This window comes from Streptomyces sp. NPDC058469 (assembly GCF_042721125.1).
Classification (GTDB): domain Bacteria; phylum Actinomycetota; class Actinomycetes; order Streptomycetales; family Streptomycetaceae; genus Streptomyces.
In genome coordinates this window covers 62,460-81,392 of record NZ_JBHXME010000006.1, presented here as the reverse complement: position 1 = coordinate 81,392, position 18,933 = coordinate 62,460, and the positions used below count along the sequence as shown (strand labels likewise).

General features: G+C 70.4%; 14 protein-coding genes. 3 read left to right on the top strand and 11 right to left on the bottom strand.

The annotated features are described in order from the left end of the window. Positions 1-16: 16 nt before the first annotated feature. Entirely contained in the window at positions 17-997 is a 981-nt protein-coding gene (locus ACFWP5_RS05770; protein ID WP_384150756.1) for an ImpB/MucB/SamB family protein, read from the bottom strand. Continuing rightward, on the bottom strand, positions 994-4,446 hold the full coding sequence (locus ACFWP5_RS05765; protein WP_384150753.1) for a DNA polymerase III subunit alpha: 3,453 nt from the start codon (positions 4,444-4,446) through the stop codon (positions 994-996). Before ACFWP5_RS05765 ends, ACFWP5_RS05770 begins: the two co-directional genes overlap by 4 nt. Positions 4,447-4,724: 278 nt before the next feature. Here ACFWP5_RS05765 and ACFWP5_RS05760 point away from each other — a divergent pair, with 278 nt between their 5' ends. Both ACFWP5_RS05760 and ACFWP5_RS05755 read left to right on the top strand, forming a co-directional pair. Next, positions 4,725-5,807 carry a DUF3533 domain-containing protein gene (locus ACFWP5_RS05760; RefSeq protein ID WP_384150750.1) on the top strand — a complete coding sequence of 361 codons (1,083 nt, stop codon included), beginning with the start codon at positions 4,725-4,727 and terminating at the stop codon, positions 5,805-5,807. Next, the gene (locus tag ACFWP5_RS05755; RefSeq protein WP_384150746.1) at positions 5,804-7,003 is read left to right on the top strand and encodes an AAA family ATPase; all 1,200 of its coding nucleotides are present in this window, start codon (positions 5,804-5,806) and stop codon (positions 7,001-7,003) included. Before ACFWP5_RS05760 ends, ACFWP5_RS05755 begins: the two co-directional genes overlap by 4 nt. Before the next feature lie 118 nt (positions 7,004-7,121). Here ACFWP5_RS05755 and ACFWP5_RS05750 read toward each other — a convergent pair whose 3' ends face one another. The 9 genes from ACFWP5_RS05750 to ACFWP5_RS05710 form a co-directional block, all read right to left on the bottom strand. Beyond that, entirely contained in the window at positions 7,122-8,204 is a 1,083-nt protein-coding gene (locus tag ACFWP5_RS05750; protein WP_384150743.1) for a S1 family peptidase, read from the bottom strand. Positions 8,205-8,435: 231 nt separating this feature from the next. Further along, a complete protein-coding gene (locus ACFWP5_RS05745) occupies positions 8,436-9,329 on the bottom strand; it encodes a slipin family protein (RefSeq protein ID WP_384150955.1) in 894 nt (297 codons plus the stop codon). Positions 9,330-9,699: 370 nt separating this feature from the next. Further along, a complete protein-coding gene (locus ACFWP5_RS05740) occupies positions 9,700-10,599 on the bottom strand; it encodes a S1 family peptidase (protein ID WP_384150740.1) in 900 nt (299 codons plus the stop codon). A 253-nt stretch (positions 10,600-10,852) separates the two neighbouring features. After that, positions 10,853-11,635, bottom strand: coding sequence for a DUF1684 domain-containing protein (locus tag ACFWP5_RS05735; RefSeq protein ID WP_384150737.1), 783 nt, complete (start codon positions 11,633-11,635; stop codon positions 10,853-10,855). Positions 11,636-11,679: 44 nt separating this feature from the next. Further along, entirely contained in the window at positions 11,680-12,984 is a 1,305-nt protein-coding gene (locus tag ACFWP5_RS05730) for an NtaA/DmoA family FMN-dependent monooxygenase (RefSeq protein ID WP_384150734.1), read from the bottom strand. Next, a complete protein-coding gene (locus tag ACFWP5_RS05725; protein WP_384150731.1) occupies positions 12,981-14,057 on the bottom strand; it encodes an LLM class flavin-dependent oxidoreductase in 1,077 nt (358 codons plus the stop codon). Before ACFWP5_RS05725 ends, ACFWP5_RS05730 begins: the two co-directional genes overlap by 4 nt. A gap of 24 nt (positions 14,058-14,081) precedes the next feature. Then, positions 14,082-14,834 carry an amino acid ABC transporter ATP-binding protein gene (locus ACFWP5_RS05720; protein WP_384150728.1) on the bottom strand — a complete coding sequence of 251 codons (753 nt, stop codon included), beginning with the start codon at positions 14,832-14,834 and terminating at the stop codon, positions 14,082-14,084. 52 nt (positions 14,835-14,886) lie between these two features. After that, complete coding sequence (locus ACFWP5_RS05715) at positions 14,887-16,698, bottom strand: FAD/NAD(P)-binding protein (protein WP_384150725.1); 1,812 nt, start codon at positions 16,696-16,698, stop codon at positions 14,887-14,889. Then, the gene (locus ACFWP5_RS05710) at positions 16,695-17,552 is read right to left on the bottom strand and encodes an amino acid ABC transporter permease (protein WP_384150722.1); all 858 of its coding nucleotides are present in this window, start codon (positions 17,550-17,552) and stop codon (positions 16,695-16,697) included. The genes ACFWP5_RS05715 and ACFWP5_RS05710 overlap by 4 nt, the downstream gene beginning before the upstream one ends. A 424-nt stretch (positions 17,553-17,976) precedes the next feature. On the opposite strand from ACFWP5_RS05710, the gene ACFWP5_RS05705 reads away from it, so the two are divergent. Next, positions 17,977-18,933, top strand: coding sequence for an ABC transporter substrate-binding protein (locus ACFWP5_RS05705; RefSeq protein WP_384150719.1), 957 nt, complete (start codon positions 17,977-17,979; stop codon positions 18,931-18,933).

Sequence of the window (18,933 nt, the reverse complement as noted above, 5' to 3'; positions counted from 1 at the left end):
TTCTCGGCGGCAGAGGTCAGTCGGCCAGAGCGGCTGGGCGTACGGCCTCCTGCCCGAAGCGTCGGCGGGCACGGTCCGCGGCGGCTTCGACCGCGCGGGCGCGGGCGTCTCCGGGATCCATGGAGAGCTGACGGTAGGCGCTGCCGGCCGGCAGCAGGTCGTCGGCGCGGATCACGAAGGCACGCACGCGGGCACGTTGCAGTCCGAGGGAGGCCAACAGGCCCAGGGCGGTGGCGGCGAGGGCGGGTGAGTGGTCGGTGGGTTCCGGCAGGGTGCGGGTGCGGGTGGTGGAGGTGCGGTCGGCGTATCGGACCGTGAGGGTGAGTCGGCCCGCGAACTTCCTTTCTCCACGCAGGCGTTGGCCGATCCGGTCGGCAAGTCCCAGGACGGCTCGGTGGTGTTGAGCCGGGTCCAGGCAGTCCCGGCTCAGGGCCAGGTCGGCGGCCAGATGCGCCGCCGGTTCCGCGGGGATGATCGGGCGGGGGTCGTGGCCGCCGGCGCGCTCGGTCAACAGCCGTGCCTGGCCTGCGCCGAGGAGCCGTTGCAGGGTCGCCGAAGGCAGGTCGGTGATCTGGCCGATGGTGTGCAGACCGTACCGGTGAAGCGTGTCCGCCGTGGCGCGGCCGATCCCGGGCAGTGCGGTGACCGGCCGGGGGTACAACCAGTCGGCCACTTGCCCGGCGGGCACCCAGGTGGTGTCCCCCGGGGCGGACGCGTCGGCCGCCATCGCCGCCAGCATGCGGTTGCCCGCGAGGCCGGCGCTGCTGTCGATGCCGTAGTGGGCCTTCAGTCTCATCTTCGCCGTCTGGACCATGTCGTAAGGGGACAGGTCGAAGTATCTGAGCGCCGAAGTCAGGTCCAGCTGAAGGGCGCCCGGCGGAACGGCCTGGACGTGAGGCGTGATTCCGGACATCAGTTCGATTGCATCTCCGTACTGGGTCTCCGTCAGCTCGGCATGCAGGTGGAGGTGGGCGATGTGCCGCCGACGCGTAGTCATCCCGCGCTCCCCGGGCTGCGGTGGCCGAACTTCTTCAGGTCGGCGGAGCGGGTGCCGGCGGGCTGGAGGTCGGCGTAGGGGTGGAGGCGGGCGCCGGTGGTGCCGTTGGCCAGGGTGCGCTGCGGCTGAGCAGGCGTCGGGTGCGGGCGGTCGGCGCCCAGGAGGGCGAGGGCGGCCTCGGGGCCGTCGTCCCGGCGGGCCGCCGCGATCTCGTCCAGGTCCCAGGCCATGGAACCGACGACGGTACGACGGGTGCCGCGCACCTGGACCGTGCCGCGCACCAGCAGCAGCCCGCTGTGGAAGACGGTGTACGCGCAGGCCGGGTGGGAGTCCTCGAAGAAGGCGAGGTCGACCAGGCCCGAGCCGTCCTCCAGGGTGACGAAGATGACCCGCTTGCCGCTCGCGATCGGCGGGGTCTGCGTCGAGGCCCGCACTCCGGCGACCAACACCTGCTGCCCCGCCCGCAGTTCGGCCAGATGCGCCGCGTCCGTCGCGCCGATCTCGCGCAGCAGCCGGTGGTGATGGTCCATCAGATGCCTGGAGACGTCGATGCCGAGCGTGCCCAACTCGGCGCTCAGCGCCTCGCGTCCGGTCATCTCCGGCAACCCGCTCGGCTCCACTCCCCCAACAGCACCCGTATCCATGGGCAGTTGACCCGAGCCTGCGGTCCGGTTGCGGGACTGCCGGTGCAACTCGGCGATCTGGAGCAGCAGATCACGGCGCGTGAGGCGGCCGTCGTGGAGGCAGTTCAGGGCGCCGATCTCGGCGAGGCGTTCGGCGACCGGTCTGCTGGGACGGGCCCGCTGCCAGAAGTCCGACAGTGATCCGTACGGCTGCCCCTTCTCGATCCGCGCGCACTCCTCCTCGTTGATGCCGCGCACCCCGGACAGCGCGAGCCGCACGCCCCACTCCTCCTTCTCGGTCATCTCCACGGTGTGCCTCACCCTGGAGCGGTTGATGTCGACGGGCAGGATCGGCACGCCGCGCCGACGGGCGTCGGAGACCAGGACGCGCTTGGGCCACATCCCGGGGTCGTGTTCGAGCAGCCCGGCCAGCAGGAACGCCGGATGGTGCGCCTTGAGCCAGGCGCTCTGCAGGGCCGGTACGGCGAAGGCGACCGCGTGGGCGCGGCAGAAGCCGTAGGCCCCGAAGGCCTCGACGGTCTTCCAGACCTCGTCCCGGACGGCCGCGCTGTAGCCACGCGCGCGTGCCAGCTTGTGGAACCAGTCCTTGATCCGGGGCAGTTGGTCCTTGTCGCCGAGGGCCCGCCGGGTGATCTCCGCGAAAGCCCGGTCGCAGCCGGTCAGTACCCGGAGGGTCTCGATGATCTGCTCGTGCCAGATGGTCACGCCGTAGGTGTCGGCGAGCACCGGTTCGAGGTCGTCGTGCGCATACGACGGCGTACCGCCATGACGCGCGGCGATGTACCGCTCGGGCATGCCCCCGGCGACCGGGCCCGGACGGAAGAGACTGATGTCGGCGATGACGTCCTGCACGTCACGGGGTTGGAGTCTCGACAAAAGGTCTTGTTGACCAGGCGACTCCAATTGAAATAGCCCCAGCGTCTGGCTCTCCTGGATGAGTTTGAAGGCGAACACGTCGTCGAGCGGCACCTGCCCGGGGTCGTCCAGGTCGATGTGGTCGCCGGTGACCCGCTCGATCTCGGTGACGGCGTGGGCCATCGCGGACTGCATGCGCACACCCAGGACGTCGAGTTTGATGTTGCCCAGCGCCTCGATCTCCTCCTTCGCCGCCATGGCCATGGGGTAGTCGCCCTGAGGGGTGGGCTGCACCGGCAGCCGGTCCAGGAGGGTCGCGTCGCTGATGACCACGCCGCACGGGTGCATGGCCATGCCGTGGACCAGGGAGTCGAGGCCTTCGGCGAGTTCCCACAGAGGGCCGAACCGGTGGGCCTCGGCGGCCAGTTGGCGCAGTTCGGGCAGTTCGGCGAGCGCGCTCGTGATGTCGGAGGCGCGCAGGTGCGGGAAGCTCTTGGCGATCCGGTCGACGTCGGCCGGGGTGATTCCCAGCGCGAGGCCGGTGTCGCGCAGCGCCCTGCGCGCGCGGTAGGTCTCGGGCATCGCGGTGACCGCCACCCGCTCCTTGCCGAAGCGTTCGAAGATCGTGTCGTAGCACTCCAGGCGGCGGGCGGACTCCACGTCGATGTCGATGTCGGGCAGTGACTCCCGGCGTGTGCTCAGGAAGCGTTCGAACAACAGGCTGTGGTCGAGCGGGTTGGCGGTGGCGATGTCCAGCGCGTGGCAGACCAGCGAGCCGGCGCCGGAGCCGCGGGCGGCGACCCGGATGCCCTTGGCCCGGATGTCGGCGACGACCTGTCCGACGGCGAGGAAGTACGCGTCGTAGTTCCAGTGGGAGATGACGGCGAGTTCCTCGTCCAGCCGGTCGAGTGCCGCTCGGTCGCGGTCGAGGCCGCGTCGGGCCAGGCCCTCTTCACTCCTCAGGCGCAGCAACCCGGCCGCGCCGCCCGTCTCCGGCCCGGCGCCGAAGAGCGACGGTTCCGGGAAGTGCGGTGTGCCGAGGCCGAGGTCGGCCGCCGGATCGACGGCGCATACGGCCGCCGTGTTCGCGGTGTCCGCCATCAGACGGCGGGCCCGGCGGACGTCCGCTCCGGCACATTCGACGATCATTCGCGCCACGCTCGCCATCCCTCTCTCGTCCTTGAGCCAGCGCTGCCCGCTGTCCAGGCGGCGCCGGTCGATGGGGCGCAGCAACCGTGCCGCGTCCAGGACGTCGGCGAGGCGGTGCTGGTCGGGGTCGGCGTAGCGGACGGCGTTGGAGAGCACGGCGGTGGTGCGGGTGCGGTCGGCCAGCGCCAGGGTGCGAGCGGCCAGGCGAAGGGATCCCGGTCCTGTGCTGAAACGTTTCTGCGCGACAACCTCCAATCGGACTCCCCTCCCGAAGACCTCCCGCCAGGGCGCCAGCAGCTTCATCGCGACGTCCTCCCGGCCCACCGACAGCGCCCGCACCGGCTCCGAGAGCGGCCCGAGCAGGACGGTCAGTCCGGGGCCGCCGTACTCGCGCAGCGCGTCCCACGGCACGACCGGCGCCGTACCGGACACGGCACCCTCGTGCGCCGCCGACGTGATGCGGCACAGCCGCGCCCATCCCGCCCGGTCCTGGGCCAGCAGTACGAACCGCAGCGGCGGCTCGACCACGTGCGCGCCACCGCGTGCGGGGGTGCGCGGGCGCTGTGCGGGCGGCGGGGGTGCGAGGGCCTCCACCGCCAGGTCGATGCCGAAGATCGGCCGGACCCCGGCCCCGGCGCACGCCTGTGCGAACCGGACGGCTCCGGTGACCGTGTCCCGGTCGGTGAGCGCGAGCGCCGTCATGCCCCGCTCGGCCGACCGCCGGGCAAGCTGCTCGGGGTGGGCGGCGCCGTAGCGGGCGGAGTAACCGGACGCGACGTGCAGATGGGCGAAGCCCGCCATGCCGCACCTCCATCACTCCACCCCTTTTCAGCCATCCGTCCGATATGTTCATCGCACGTCCGTTCGATTACCCTAACCCCATCAGCCCTGGTCGGCGACCACATTCGAACATGCAAACGATTCCTTGGGGAGGTTCGCGGTGTCCGAAACAGACACCACTCCGTCAGCTCCCCATCCAGTCCGAGCAGTTGGGGAAAAATCATCTCCGAACACATGTACGACATCCGTTCGGCCCTTTCCCGCCTGCGCAAACACCCGCCCGCCGAGACCGTGGGGACATGCCAGAGACCCCCGGTGCCGGTACGTCCCGTACGTCCTTCTTCGGCGAGGTGAAGGACGCGGTGACCCTGCGGGCCGGCCTGCTCGTCATCGGGGTGGTCGCTCTTCAGCTGCTCTTCATCGCCTCCTACGTAGGCGCGCTTCACAATCCGAAGCCCAGGGACGTGTCTTTCGGGGTCGTCGCTCCTCAGGTCACGGCCGAGCAGACGGTGGCCCGGCTGAAGCGGTTGCCCGGCTCGCCACTGGACCCGCGCGCGGTGTCCGACGCGGCGACCGCGCGGAGGCAGATCCTGAACCGGGACATCGACGGCGCTCTCGTCATCGACCCGCGCGGCACCAAGGACACGCTCCTGGTCGCCACCGGCGGCGGCACTGTCCTCGCGACCACCCTGGAGACGATCACCGCCACCCTGGAGAGGACCGAGCAGCGCACGGTCCGGACGGTGGACGTGGCTCCGGCCTCCGGCCGGGACTTCGACGGGCTGTCGTCCTTCTACCTGGTCGTCGGCTGGTGTGTCGGCGGCTATCTGTGCGCCTCGATCCTGGCGATCAGCACCGGAGCCCGGCCCGCCAACCCCCGCCGCGCGGTGATCCGGCTGATCGTGATGGCGCTGGTCGCGATCGTCGGCGGCCTCGGCGGCGCGGTGATCGTCGGGCCGATCCTGGGGGCGCTGCCGGGGAGCGTGACGGCGTTCTGGGGACTCGGCGCGCTGATCACGTTCGCCGTGGGGGCCGCGACCCTCGGGCTGCAGGGGGTCTTCGGGGTCGTGGGCATCGGGCTGGCGATCCTGCTGGTGGTGATCGCGGGCAACCCGAGCGCGGGCGGTGCCTTCCCGCTGCCGCTGCTGCCGCCGTTCTGGAACGCGATCGGGCCCGCGCTGCCACCGGGCGCCGGCACCTGGGTGGCGCGCTCGATCGCCTACTTCAAGGGCAACGCCGTGACCGGCCCGCTGCTGGTCCTCTCCGCGTGGGCGCTCGCCGGGATCGTGGTCACCCTCCTGGCGGCGACGCTACGGCGCAAGCACGAGCGTCTGCTGGGCCGGCCGGCGTTGTCAGACCCGTCTGCAACCCTGGACGAATGATCAGCACCCTCGCCGTCGAGAACTACCGCTCCCTGCGCCGCCTGATCGTCCCGCTGACGCGACTGAACGTGATCACGGGGGCGAACGGCACGGGCAAGTCGAGCCTGTACCGCTCGCTGCGCCTGCTCGCCGAGTCCGCGCGCGGCGGCGCCGTCGCCGCGCTCGCGCAGGAGGGCGGGCTGCCGTCGGTCCTGTGGGCGGGCCCGGAGAAGATCGGCCGCGCGGTGCGCGAGGGCACGCATCCCATGCAGGGCACGGTCCGCTCGGGCCCGGTCAGCCTGCAACTGGGCTTCGCGGGCGACGAGTTCGGGTACGCGGTCGACTTCGGGCACCCCAGCCCGACCTCGGGGTCGGGCAGCGGGCCGTCGATGTTCAACCTCGACCCGGAGATCAAACGCGAGTCCATCTGGAGCGGCCCCGTACTGCGCCCGGCCTCGGTGCTCTCCGACCGCGCGGGAGCCGCCGTCAGGCTGCGCGGCGCGGGCGGCGGCTGGTCCCGGGCCCACGGCGCCCTGCGCCCGTACGACAGCATGCTCGGCGAACTGGCCGACCCCCAGCACGCACCCGACGTCCTGGCGGTGCGGGAGTTCATCAGGTCCTGGCGGTTCTACGACCATGTCCGCACCGACGCGCACGCGCCGGCCCGGACCGCGCAGATCGGCACGCGGACGCCCGTGCTCAGCGGTGACGGTTCCGATCTGGCCGCCGCCCTGCAGACGATCCGGGAGGTCGGGGACGCCGAGGCGCTGGACACGGCCGTGGACGCGGCCTTCCCCGGCAGCCGGGTCCACATCGCCGACCTCGGTGGACGTTTCCAACTCGCCCTGCGCCAGCACGGGTTGCTGCGCGCGCTGACCGCCGCCGAGCTGTCGGACGGCACCCTGCGCTATCTCCTGTGGGCGGCGGCGCTGCTGACGCCCCGGCCCCCGTCGCTGCTGGTGCTGAACGAGCCGGAGACGAGTCTCCATCCGGACCTGATCCCGCCGCTCGCCGACCTGATCCTCACGGCCACGAAGGACACCCAGATCGTCGTGGTCACCCACGCCAGACCGCTCGCGGACGCTCTCCAGAAGGGCGCGATACGGCATCGTCTCGACGTCAACTCCATAGAGCTGGTGAAGGAGTTCGGGCAGACGACGGTGGCAGGCCGCGAGGGCCCGCTCGACGAACCGCTGTGGTACTGGCCCAAGCGCTGAGCCGACCACACGGACGCGGACACGAACACGGAAGTCGACAGCGCACGGACGCGGAAGTCCCGCCCCCTCGCGCGCGGGGGCGGGACCTCACCGTCGTACTACTCAGTCATGCCGCTGCTCAGCCGATCTGCGCCCCGAAGGTCGACAGCGCCTCGGTGACCGGCTGGAAGAAGGTCTCGCCGCCCGAGGTGCAGTCGCCGCTGCCGCCGGAGGTGAGGCCGATCGCCGCGTTGCCGTCGAACAGCGAGCCGCCGCTGTCACCGGGCTCGGCGCAGACGTCGGTCTGGATCAGGCCGTTGACGATGTCGCCGTTGCCGTAGTTCACGGTGGCGTCCAGGCCGGTGACCGTGCCGGTGTGCACCTGGGTCGTCGAGCCGCTGCGGGTCACCTTCTCGCCGACCGTGGCGTCGGCGGCGTGGGTGATGGCCTGCGAGGAGCCGTTGTAGAGGTCGACCTCGCTCGGGTGGGCGACGTCCGAGGTGTACTTGACCAGGCCGAAGTCGTTGTCCGGGAAGCTGGACTGCTCGTTCGTGCCGATCTCGTTGCCGCTGGAGTCGGACCAGGTGGAGATGGCCTCGGTGCAGTGCCCGGCGGTGATGAAGTACGGCGCGCCGCCCTTGACCACGTTGAAGCCGAGCGAGCAGCGCCCGCCCGAGCCGGAGATGGCGTCGCCGCCCGCGATGAAGGGTTTGAACTCCCCCTTGGTGCGCTGGAGTTCGGCCTTGCTGCCGAGTCCGTCGACGACCTTGCCGAGCTTGGTCCACTCGGCGTCGGAGACCGTGCGGTCGGCGGTGACGACGACCTTGTTGGTGGTGGGGTCGGTCGCCCACGAGGTGCCGGGGATCGTGGCGTCCTGCTTGAGGGTCGTACGGGCGCTCGTCAGCTCGGCGAGGGAGTTCTCGACGATTCTCGCCTTGGCGCCGGCCGCCTCGACGGTGTCGGCGGCGGTCTTGTCGAGCACGTTGACCACGAGGCTCTTGGTCTTCGCGTCGTAGAACGTGCCGGCCGCGTCGGTGCCGAGGTTCTTGCCGAGCGTCGAGGCGAGCTTTCCGGCCGCGAGGGCCGAGAGGGTGTGGGGTGCGGCCGCCTGCGTGGTCTCGCTGGCGTTCGCACTCTGCAAGGTGACTCCCGCGACGACCAGTGCGGCTATGCCCGCGCCTGCCACGGCCACCCGTCGCCTGGGTATGCGTCGGTGCTTCAACTCGTGTCCTCCTGTGGGGGGTCGGCCCGCCAGGTTATGGGGACCCGACCGGCCGAAAGGTAGGTTGACGAGCGCCTACTCTTCCTAATCGCACAGGGAGCGCACAAGGTCGACTTCAGGTCGTGCGTGGAACGCGGTTGCACGCCCCCCTCGCTTTGACTGTTCACGGTCACCCCAGGCCATTCGCACTGCAAACACTGGGTGCGAGTGACGCTCATCAGCCGGTGAGGTCTAGTCCTGTCCTGAAATCGACCCATCGGAGTCCGGAGCCGACTGAGGCCCGGCGGGCGGAAGTTGCTCCTGCACCGGTTGCGGTGCCACAGGGGCAACCGGTGCAACTGGCGCCACAGGTGCCGCGGGCGGAGCCGGGGCCGCCCGTTCCAGGAAGCGCAGCAGCTCGACCGGGAAGGGCAGCACCAGCGTCGAGTTCTTCTCGGCCGCGACCGCCACCACCGTTTGCAGCAGCCGCAGTTGGAGCGCCGCGGGCTGCTCGGACATCTGCTCGGCGGCCTCGGCGAGTTTCTTCGAGGCCTGCAACTCGGCGTCCGCGTTGATGATCCGGGCCCGCCGCTCACGGTCGGCCTCGGCCTGCCGGGCCATCGAGCGCTTCATCGTCTCGGGCAGCGACACGTCCTTGATCTCGACCCGGTCGATCTGCACGCCCCAGCCGATGGACGGGCTGTCGATCATCAACTCCAGGCCCTGGTTGAGCTTTTCGCGGTTGGAGAGCAGATCGTCGAGATCGCTCTTGCCGATGATCGACCGCAGCGAGGTCTGCGCCATCTGCGAGACGGCGAACCGGTAGTCCTCGACCTGCACCAACGCGTCCGCCGCGTCGACGACCTTGAAGTAGACGACCGCGTCCACCCGGACCGTCACGTTGTCGCGGGTGATGCCCTCCTGCGCGGGGACGGGCATCGTCACGATCTGCATGTTGACCTTGCGGAGCTTGTCCACGAACGGGACGACCATCGTGAAGCCGGCCCCGCGCACTTCGGGCCGGAGCCTGCCGAGCCGGAACACCACACCTCGCTCGTACTGTTTGACGACCCGCGCGGCCGCCATCGTGTACACCACTCCGACGGACGCGAGTGTCACTCCCGCCGTCACCAGCTCCTCGACCATCACGGCCCCCCAGGGTCCGACGTTGGCGCTTTGGGCCTGCCCGGCGGATCATGCCGCAGACGCGGGGTCTGGCACGCACATCTGCCGCGTTGTCGTCACTCGCCGACGCTCCGCGTCGCCCGCGGCGGCAGCCGCTGATGACAACGTCTCCTCCGCCTTGCAGCTGCACGCACCAGGCCCGCTCACCGGTACTGCTCAGGCGCCGCCGCTTTCCTGCGACCTGATCCGCCGGGCAGGCCCCAGGTGCCTTCTCCGATACAACGACGGTAACTCCGGGTGCCGCACAAGAGCGAGCCCCCGCACGCCAGTTGCGTACGGGGACTCACCCGCTGCCGGCTGCAGTCCGGAGCGGAGGACGTTCAGGCGGACGTCAGCCGACGCTCACGCCGTAGTAGCTCAGCGCCTCGGTGACCGGCTGGAAGAAGGTCGTGCCGCCGGAGGTGCAGTCGCCGCTGCCGCCCGAGGTCAGACCGTAGGCCACGGTGCCGCCGTAGAGCGGACCGCCGCTGTCGCCGCCTTCGGCGCAGACGGTGGTCTGGATCATCTGGTACACCACGTCGCCGCTGCCGTAGTTGACGGTGGCGTTCAGGGCGGTGACCCGGCCGCTGTGCGTGCCGGTGGTGGAGCCGCGCCGGTAGACGGTGGTGCCCACGCTCGGCGTGGCCGCGCTGGAAATGGTCTGCGTACCGACCGCACTCGGGTGGGCGATCGAGGTGTTGGTGTACCTGACCAGCGCGAAGTCGTTGGTCGGGAAGCTGTAGCCGACGTTCGTGCCCAGCGTCGTGGTGTGCCCCGAGTTGGAGTACCAGGTGGAGGCGACCTGACCGCAGTGGCCGGCGGTCAGGAAGTAGTACGTGCTCCCGCTGTGCACGTTGAAGCCGAGCGAGCAGCGGTAGGCGCCGCCGTAGATGGCGTCGCCGCCGGTGATCAGCTTCTTGAACTGGCCGGTCGTGTGCTTGATGGTGATCGCGCCGGCGGTGCTGCCCGCCTGCGACTTGATCTTCGCGATCTCGGCCTGGGACACCGTGCTGTCGACGGTGACGACCACGCGGTTCGTCTTGCTGTCGACCGCCCAGGCGGTGCCCGGGACATCGGCCTTGAGTACGGACGAGTTGGCGGTGGAGAGCTGGGTCGCGCTGAACGTGTGGGCGTCGCTGGCGCTCGCGGTGGGGACGGCGAACGCGGCAGCGGCGACGAATCCGGTGGCCACGGCGATCAGCCTGGTCCGTCTCGCGATTCCGCTGCGTGGGGTGGTGCGCTTGATCCTCACGTTTCGTTCCCTCCTAGGGGAATTCAGGGGCCCGCGTGGGGTCGGGGCCCGTGAGGCGCAGTCAGGTTCGGGCGTCCGGTTTTCGAACACGCCGTGCCCCTGACAAGCGCTGAGGGGGAGTATTCGGCCGCGCGGCCAATGCGCGCAAGGGCGCCTTTCGGCCGTGCAGCCTTCAACTTGCCCACGATCTACGCGAGTTGATCACCCGAACGCAGAAGGCCCAAACCCAGCCCGCCGCAGGTCAACGCCCCACCTACCGAAGGATGCGCTCCCCCGCCTCGATCGCGAGGCCCAGCGTATTCCCCGGCGGCGGGAAAGGGCAGATGAAATGGTCGGCGAACGCGCACGGCGGGAGCACCGCCCGGTTGAAGTCGACCGTCGTGCGCCCCTCCTCATCGGGCGCCGCCGGGTACAGGAACCGGAACCGGTAACTGCCGTCCCCACTGGTGGAGTCGGCGAACACCGCCCACAACTTCCCGTCGCTCTGCACCGCCACCTGCAACGTCGCCTCCAACCCGTCGATCCGGAAGGCGAGTTCACCCGCGAGCCCGAGCCCGCGTTCGACACCGTCCGCCGTATCGACGCGCACGGTGCGCAGCGCGTCGTACGGCGTGAAGCGCCCCGGCACCGAACGGCGCGGGTCGTACGGCGTGGCCTCGACGCCCCGGAACGCGCGCCGCGCCGCCGAGTCGGGGTCGTAGTCGCGCACGCCCCAGCCGCCCTCACGGATCAGGACGACCAGTCGGCGCTCGCGGAGGCCGGCGCGGGCCTCGCTCACCGGGCCGGTGTCCGCGCCGAGGCGGGTCTCGCCGGTGAAGGGTTCCCCGTCGACGGTCAGTCCGTCGGCCGCCGTCGCGGTGAGGAGGACCGCGTCACCGTCGAGGACCCATACGCCGGGGATGTCAGGGAGTTGCCCGTCCGGGTAGTCCTCCAGCCAGTGCGTGCCGGTCAGGGCGAGGGGGCCGTAGGGAGCCGACACGGTCTCCATGCGGTGCTCGTGCCACTGCTTCCACTCGTCGGCCGCGTCCGAAGTCATGCCGTCAGCTCCATCGTCGTGCGCTCGACCCTGTCGTCGTGTGGTCAGCCCGTCCCTGCCGGGTCGGGGAGCCCTAGATGTGAGCGCAGGGTCGTGCCCCGGTATTCCGTGCGGAACGCGCCGCGTTCCTGGAGCAGCGGCACCACCCGGTCCACGAACTCGTCGAGGCCGCCCGGGGTGAGATGCGGGACGAGGATGAAGCCGTCGGCGGCGTCCTGTCGTACGAAGGTCTCCAGTTCGGCGGCGACCGCCTCCGGGGTGCCGATGAAGGACTGCCGGCCGCTCGCCTCGATCACGGTCTGCCGGATGGACAGCCCCTTCTCGCGGGACAGCGCCCGCCACTTTTCGGCCATCGCGACGGTGTCGCCGCGCCGGGTCCGCCCCTGGGTGATCGACGGGTCCGGTACCGGGTCGAAGTCGGGGAAGGGGCCGTCGGGGTCGTAGGAGGAGAGGTCCGCGCCCCAGATCTGTTCCAGGGCGAGGATCGCGTTCTGCGGGGAGACCTGCTGCCGCCGGATCTCGGCGGCCCTCTCCTGTGCCTCGGCCGCCGTGTCGCCGAGGACGACGCTGACGCCGGGCATGATCTTGAGGTCGTCCGCGCCACGGCCGTACTTCGCGAGGCGTCCCTTCACGTCGGCGTAGAAGGCGCGGCCGTCCTCCAAGGTGCCATGCCTCGTGAAGATCACGTCGGCGGTCCGCGCCGCGAACTCCCGCCCCTCCCCCGAGTCCCCGGCCTGGATGACCACCGGGTGCCCCTGGGGTGAGCGGGGCACGGTGAACTCGCCCGCGATGTCGAAGTGTCGGCCCCGGTGGGCGAAGGGGCGGGAAACTCCGTCCGGGGTCCAGGAGTCCCACAACTCCCGTGCCACATCGACGAATTCGGCCGCCCGGGTGTAGCGGTCCGCGCGGTCGAGGTAGCCCCCGCGCCGGAAGTTCTCGCCGGTGAAGGCGTCGGAGGAGGTCACCACGTTCCAGGCGGCGCGGCCTCCGCTCAAGTGGTCCAACGTGGCCAGTCTGCGGGCGAGTTCGTACGGCTCGTTGAAAGTGGCGTTGACCGTGGCGGCCAGCCCGATGCGCCGGGTGACGGCGGCGAGCGCGTTCAGGACCGTGAGGGACTCCGGGCGTCCGACGACGTCCAAGTCATGGATACGGCCCTTGTGTTCGCGCAGTCGCAGCCCCTCGGCGAGGAAGAAGAAGTCGAGGAGTCCGCGTTCGGCGGTGCGGGCGAGATGCTCGAAGGAGGCGAAGCCGATCTGGGACTTCGACCGCGGATCGGCCCACACGGTGGTGCTGTTGACGCCGGGGAAGTGCGCCGCCAGATGGATCCTCTTACGGGCCCGTACGGTCATGACGCTCCCCCGGTCACGGCGTACCGGTTGGCGGGCCGGGCCAGGCCCAGGTGCTCCCTGAGCGCGCTGCCCGGGTAGAACGTGCGGAACAGGCCCCGGTGTTGGAGCAGCGCGACCGTGCCGTTGACGAGCCGTTCCAGGTCGCGGCGGGGTTCGACGGGCGAGAGGTGGAAGCCGTCGACGGTACGGTCGCCGTGCCAGGTGGCGATCAACTCGGCGAGGTCGACCGGGCCGCCCCGGTACAGCGGGCCGTGCGCGGTCTGCCGGGGGCCGCCCCCGCCGTGGCCCGGTTCGGCCGCGTGCTCGCCGTCGCCGAGGTCGACGACGAGACTCACCAGGACCCGCAGGGTGTCGGGATCGCGCCCGAACTTCTCGGCGTACGCCCGCAGTTCGGCCCGTACGGCGCCGGCCTGCGCGGAACTCGCCGCGCGGACGAGCGCCACATCGGCGTACCGGGCGGCCGTCCGCCGGGCCTGGCCCTCGGTGGCGTCGACCACGCGGACCGGGTGGCCCTGCGGCGGCCTGGGCACGATCGAGGGGCCCTTGACGGAGAACTCGGAGCCGGTGAAGTCGACGTGGTGCAGCTTGTCGCGGTCGACGAAGCGGCCGGTGGCCGTGTCCCGTATCTCAGCGTCGTCCTCCCAGCTGTCCCACAACTGGGCGGCGACTTCGGCGACTTCACCGGCCTCCTCCCACAGCGCGTCGGCGGGTGCGGCGTGCCGGCGGCCGAAGAGGCGGGCCTCGCCCTCGGTGGTCGACACGTCGAGCCGCCAGCCGGCCCGGCCCCGGCTGACCCAGTCGAGGGTCGCGACCGCGGCCTGCACCTGGAAGGGCTCGGTGTGCGTGGTGGTCACGGTGGGCACCAGGCCGATCCGGTTGGTCGCCGGGGCGACGCGCGACAGGACGGCGAGGGCGTCGGGTCCGGGGCGCGCGAAGGTGTCGTCGAGCGTCACGAAGTCGAGGCCGCCGCTCTCGGCGAGCCGCGCCAACTCGACGTAGGAGTCGGCGTCGTAGGCCGATCGCTGGTCGACGGCGGCGGCCAGATGCAGGCCCCGGCCGTGCGAGGAGGTCATGTGGGGAGTCCCTTTCTGCGCACGTCACAGCACCTTGGAAAGGAAGGTCCGGGTGCGTTCGTGCCGGGGTCGGTCGAGTACGTCGGTCGGGGCGCCCTGCTCGACGATCCGCCCGTCGTCCATGAAGACGACGGTGTCGGCGACCTCGCGGGCGAAGCCGATCTCGTGGGTGACGACGATCATCGTGGTGCCCTGCTGGGCCAAGTCCTTGATGACGTCGAGGACTTCACCGACCAGCTCGGGGTCGAGCGCGGAGGTCGGTTCGTCGAAGAGCAGCAGTTTCGGCTCCAGGGCGAGCGCGCGGGCGATGGCGACCCGCTGCTGCTGCCCGCCGGACAACTGCTTGGGATAGGCGTCGGCCTTGTCGGCGAGCCCCACCCGGTCGAGGAGCCGGCGCGCGCTCTCAAGAGCCTCCTTGCGGGGGCGTTTCAGCGCGGAGACCGGTGCCTCGATGATGTTGTCCAGCACGGTGAGGTGCGGGAAGAGGTTGAAGTTCTGGAACACGAACCCGATCCGGGTGCGCTGCTTCAGCACCTCGCGCTCGGGCAGTTCGTACAGCCTGTCGCCGGAGCGGCGGTAGCCGACGAGGGTGCCGTCGACGCTGATCACGCCCTGGTCGACCTTCTCCAGGTGGTTGATGGTGCGCAGCAGCGTCGACTTGCCGGACCCGGACGGGCCCAGGATCACGGTGACTTCGCCGGCGCGCACCGCGAGGTCGATGCCCTTGAGCACTTCGAGCGGCCCGAAACTCTTGTGGACGGACCTGATGTCGACCATGACGGTCACGGTGTGAATCCCTTGTACTGGCAGCGGAGTTGGCGGTCGGGGGCTACACGGAGGCCCGACACGCGAGGTCCCGCAGAAACGCCAGCATGGCCCGCGCGGTGGCGTCGTTCTGCCGGAAGGCGGGCCCACCGGTACGCGGCCGGGTGAAGGCGCCGGGCGTCCGTACGTCGGTGTAGGGCCCGAGCGCGAACCGCCGGGGATGCGGCTGCCCGTCCCGGTCGAGGATCCGGCCGTCGGTGCGGTCCACCCGCAGCAGCCCTTCGGGACTCTCCACCACGGCCCCGTCGGCGTGCAGTTCACGCAGCAGCGGATCGACGGACCGCCCGACCGTGGGCTCGGGCAGCCGCGCCTCGACCAGCGCCCGCGCCTCGATCGTCACACCCGGCACGGTCGCGCTCGACGCGCGGAACACCCCGTCCTCGGCGGCTACGGCCATGTCGGCGCCCACGAACCGCACAATGCCGGCCCGGGACAGCGCGAGCAGTTGACGCAGCCGGGGTCCGGGCGGCCCGGAGGCGAGATAGCTGAAGAAGCCGTGCCACCAGGGCCCGACGTCACCGAGCCGGATCAACTGCCCGTAGACGGAGAGCAGTCCGAGGAAGACGGACAGGTCCGGGCTGTTGGTGGGATCGTGACGGCGGCTCAGATCCCCCTCCACATACGCCCTCAGCCCCTCCTGGAACTCCTCGTGGGACGCGTACCGCACCCCGTCCAGCGGATGGTCGAGCGCCGCGAGGTCGAGCCGGTCGGCGGGGTCGGGCACGGCGGACGCCACGAGGGCCTCGCGCTCCGCCGCCTCACCGGCCGCGTACTTCTCCTCGAAGACGGTCCACGCGATGCTCGTCCGCTCGGGGTGCACACCGAACAGCCGGTGATAGTGCGCGAACCCCAACTCCTTCTCGATCAGCGGCCATACGTCGCGCCGGAAGTCGAAGCCCCCCGGCAGCGCGAGCACCGCGTCGACCTCGGCGGGCCCGAAGAACCGTGGCAGCGGCGGCCGTTCACCGGTCCAGTCGTAACCGATCTTCGAGTGGTACGGCACTCCGCGCCGCGACCCGACGTACAGCACCGGCTCCTGCCCCGAGGGGACGTAGGTGTCGCCGTCGTAGCGTCCGCCCCGGCCCTCCGTGAGCAGCACCATCAGGTCGACGAAGGCGAGGCCGAAGCCGCGGACGAGGACGGGTTCGCCGGGGGCGAGGGAGGACAGGTCGCTGTCGGCGGTGAAGTCGGGCGGCAGATGGACCAGGTCGTGGGCGCGGGCGTACGCCGCCAACTCACGCTGGTCCTCGTCCAGTTCGGCGTCGAGGTGGCCGAGGGCGAGGACGACGAGGTCGGCGAGGAGCGGGCTCGGGCGGCCCTCCAGCCACACCTGCTGGCGTCCGTCGCGCGGGCCGCTGATCCTGAGGGCCCGTTGCGGGTGGTGGTGGACGGTGATGCCCGGCGGCAGAGCGGCCACGGACTGCTCGTGCACCCAGCGCAGATAGGAGCCCTGGAGCTGGCGGTCGGCGAAGGTGCTGCCCTCGATGGCCGCCCATTCGTGCAGCGTGGGGCCGGGGCGTACCGGACCGTCCATGACCACCGTCTCGTCGGTGAACATGGTGACGTCCTCGGCGTGCGAGTTCATCCACAGCAGCGGGGACTGGGAGGCGCGCCAGATGCGTCCGGCGCCCGGCTGATGGGGGTCGACGAGATGGATGTCGAGGCCCTCGGCACCTTCGGGACCTACGGCGTCGTCAGCGCCCTCGGTGCCCGAACCGCCGTACAGTTCGGCCGCGTTGGCGGCGATGCGTTCGATGAGACCGGTCCCCCGCGGCCCGGCCCCGACGATCACGAGAGTCCGCCTGGGCGCGCTCATCGGGTGCGCTCCGAACCGCGCGCGTAGTGCTTCTCGACGTAGTACTGGCCGACGCTGAGCACCGAGGTGACGACGGTGTACCAGATGGTGGCGACCATCAGCAGCGGGATCACCTGGTAGGTGCGGTGATAGACCAACTGCGCCGAGAACAGCAGGTCCTGGACGGCGATGACGCTGACGATCGAGGTGCCCTTGAGGGTGCCGATCAGCATGTTCCCGGCGGGCGGCACGATGGAGCGCATCGCCTGCGGCAGCACGATCCGCCACCAGCGGCGCCACCGGCTCAGCCCGAGCGCCTGCGCGGCCTCGACCTGGCCCCGGTCGACGGAGAGGATGCCGCCCCGGACGACCTCGGCGGCGTAGGCGGCCTCGTGCAGGGTGAGTCCGATGATCGCGACCGCGATCGGAGTGAACAGGTTGACCGTCTTCACGCCGAGCAACTGCGGGTACAGCGCCCCGATGTTGAACCACAGCAGCAGCTGCACCAGGATCGGGATCGACCGGAACAGCCAGACGTAGCCCCAACTGACGCCGCGCAGCACGGGGTTGGCGGACAGCCGGGCCGCCGCGAGCAGTGCCCCCAGGACGAAGCCGAGGACCATCACCACGGCCGTCAGCCACAGGGTGAGCCACAGGCCGCGCAGCACGGAGTCCGAGGTGAAGTAGTCGCCGACCACACCCCACTGGAACGCCTTGTTGCGCACGACGGAGGTGACGGCGAGCCCGAGCAGGATCAGTACGGCGACGGCGGCCGTCCACTGGCCGAGACGGCGCTGCGGGACGATCCGCGGGGAGCCGGCCGTCTCCGGTATGTCCGGTGCGGCGGAAGCTTTGGCAAGGGTGTGGGAAGACATGCGAAGACTCCGTGACGTCGGTCGAACACGGGTGATGCCTTCACACGGAACGCCGCGTGGCGCCGTACGGCCGAGCCCCTCAGCAAGGGCCGTGCACCGAGGGTACGGCGCCGTTTCCCCTCGCTGTCAAGGCTGTCCATACTGTGAGCGGTACGTCTCAAGTCGGTTGACGCCCAACCGGATGCCTGTTCCACTTACCCCATGCATCCACAGCAGTGGCTGGTCAAGCGCTCCCACATCGACTTCGGTCGAGTGTGGTCCTCTTCCTGTTGAGCTGACCCACTGCACGCCCTGATCCCCGGTTCTCCCGCCTGATCGGGCGTTTCTCGCGTTCTCCCCCGCACCTCCCCCGTCGCCTTCACACGCGCACCCCTCACCCTCCCCTCGGGTTCTGCTCACTCTTGCTCTCAGGAGACCGCACACGATGCGTATGCCCACGCGCAGCCGTTTTCGGCATTTCACACCCTTTGCCCTGATCACCTCGGCGGCCCTGCTCCTCACGGCCTGCGGCTCCGGCTCGGACGACGCGAGCGGCAGCGCGGCGAACGCGGCGGCGGCCAAGGCCGACAAGATCCCCACCACGGATGTCGTCTCGGCCATCCCGAAGGACGCGGCGGCGGCCGAGCTGCTGCCCTCCGGCACCACGAGCCTGACCGTGGCGGTGGCCGTCGGCGGCACGCCACCCGGCACCACTTACCTGGACGACGGCAAGACGCTGACCGGCCAGGACGTCGACTTCGCGGACGCCGTAGCCAAGGTTCTCGGTATCAAGCTCAAGACGGAACAGGCCAGCTTCGAGGCGATCCTGCCGGCCCTCGACAGCGGCAAGTACGACTTCGGCGCCAGCAACTTCGGCGTGACCGACGAACGGCGCAAGACGATCGACTTCGTCACCTACATCAACGACGGCCAGGGCTTCGCCACCCGCAAGGACAGCAAGCTCGCCAAGATCACCGACCTCAAGCAGTTGTGCGGCCTGAACGTCGCGACCGGCGCGGGCACCACCTTCGAGGCCACGCTTGAGGAGAACAAGAAGGTCTGCACGGACGCCGGCAAGAAGGCGTACAGCGTGCAGACCTACAGCGAGTCCGGCGCGATCTGGTCGTCCCTCCAACAGGGCCGCAGCGACGTCGTGATGTCCACGATCAACGGCCTGCGTTACGCCGTCGCCCAGCAGACCGGCGTCAAGTTCCTCAACGAGTTCCACCGCCTGGACGTCGGCTTCGCCTTCAAGAAGAACACGAAGCTGGCACCGGCCTTCCAGGCCGCGGTGAACAAGCTGATCGCGGACGGGACGTACGACAAGATCCTCAAGAAGTGGGGCACGACGGGCTCGGCGATAGCGAAGTCGCAGGTGTCCCCACCAGAACTGAAAAACTAA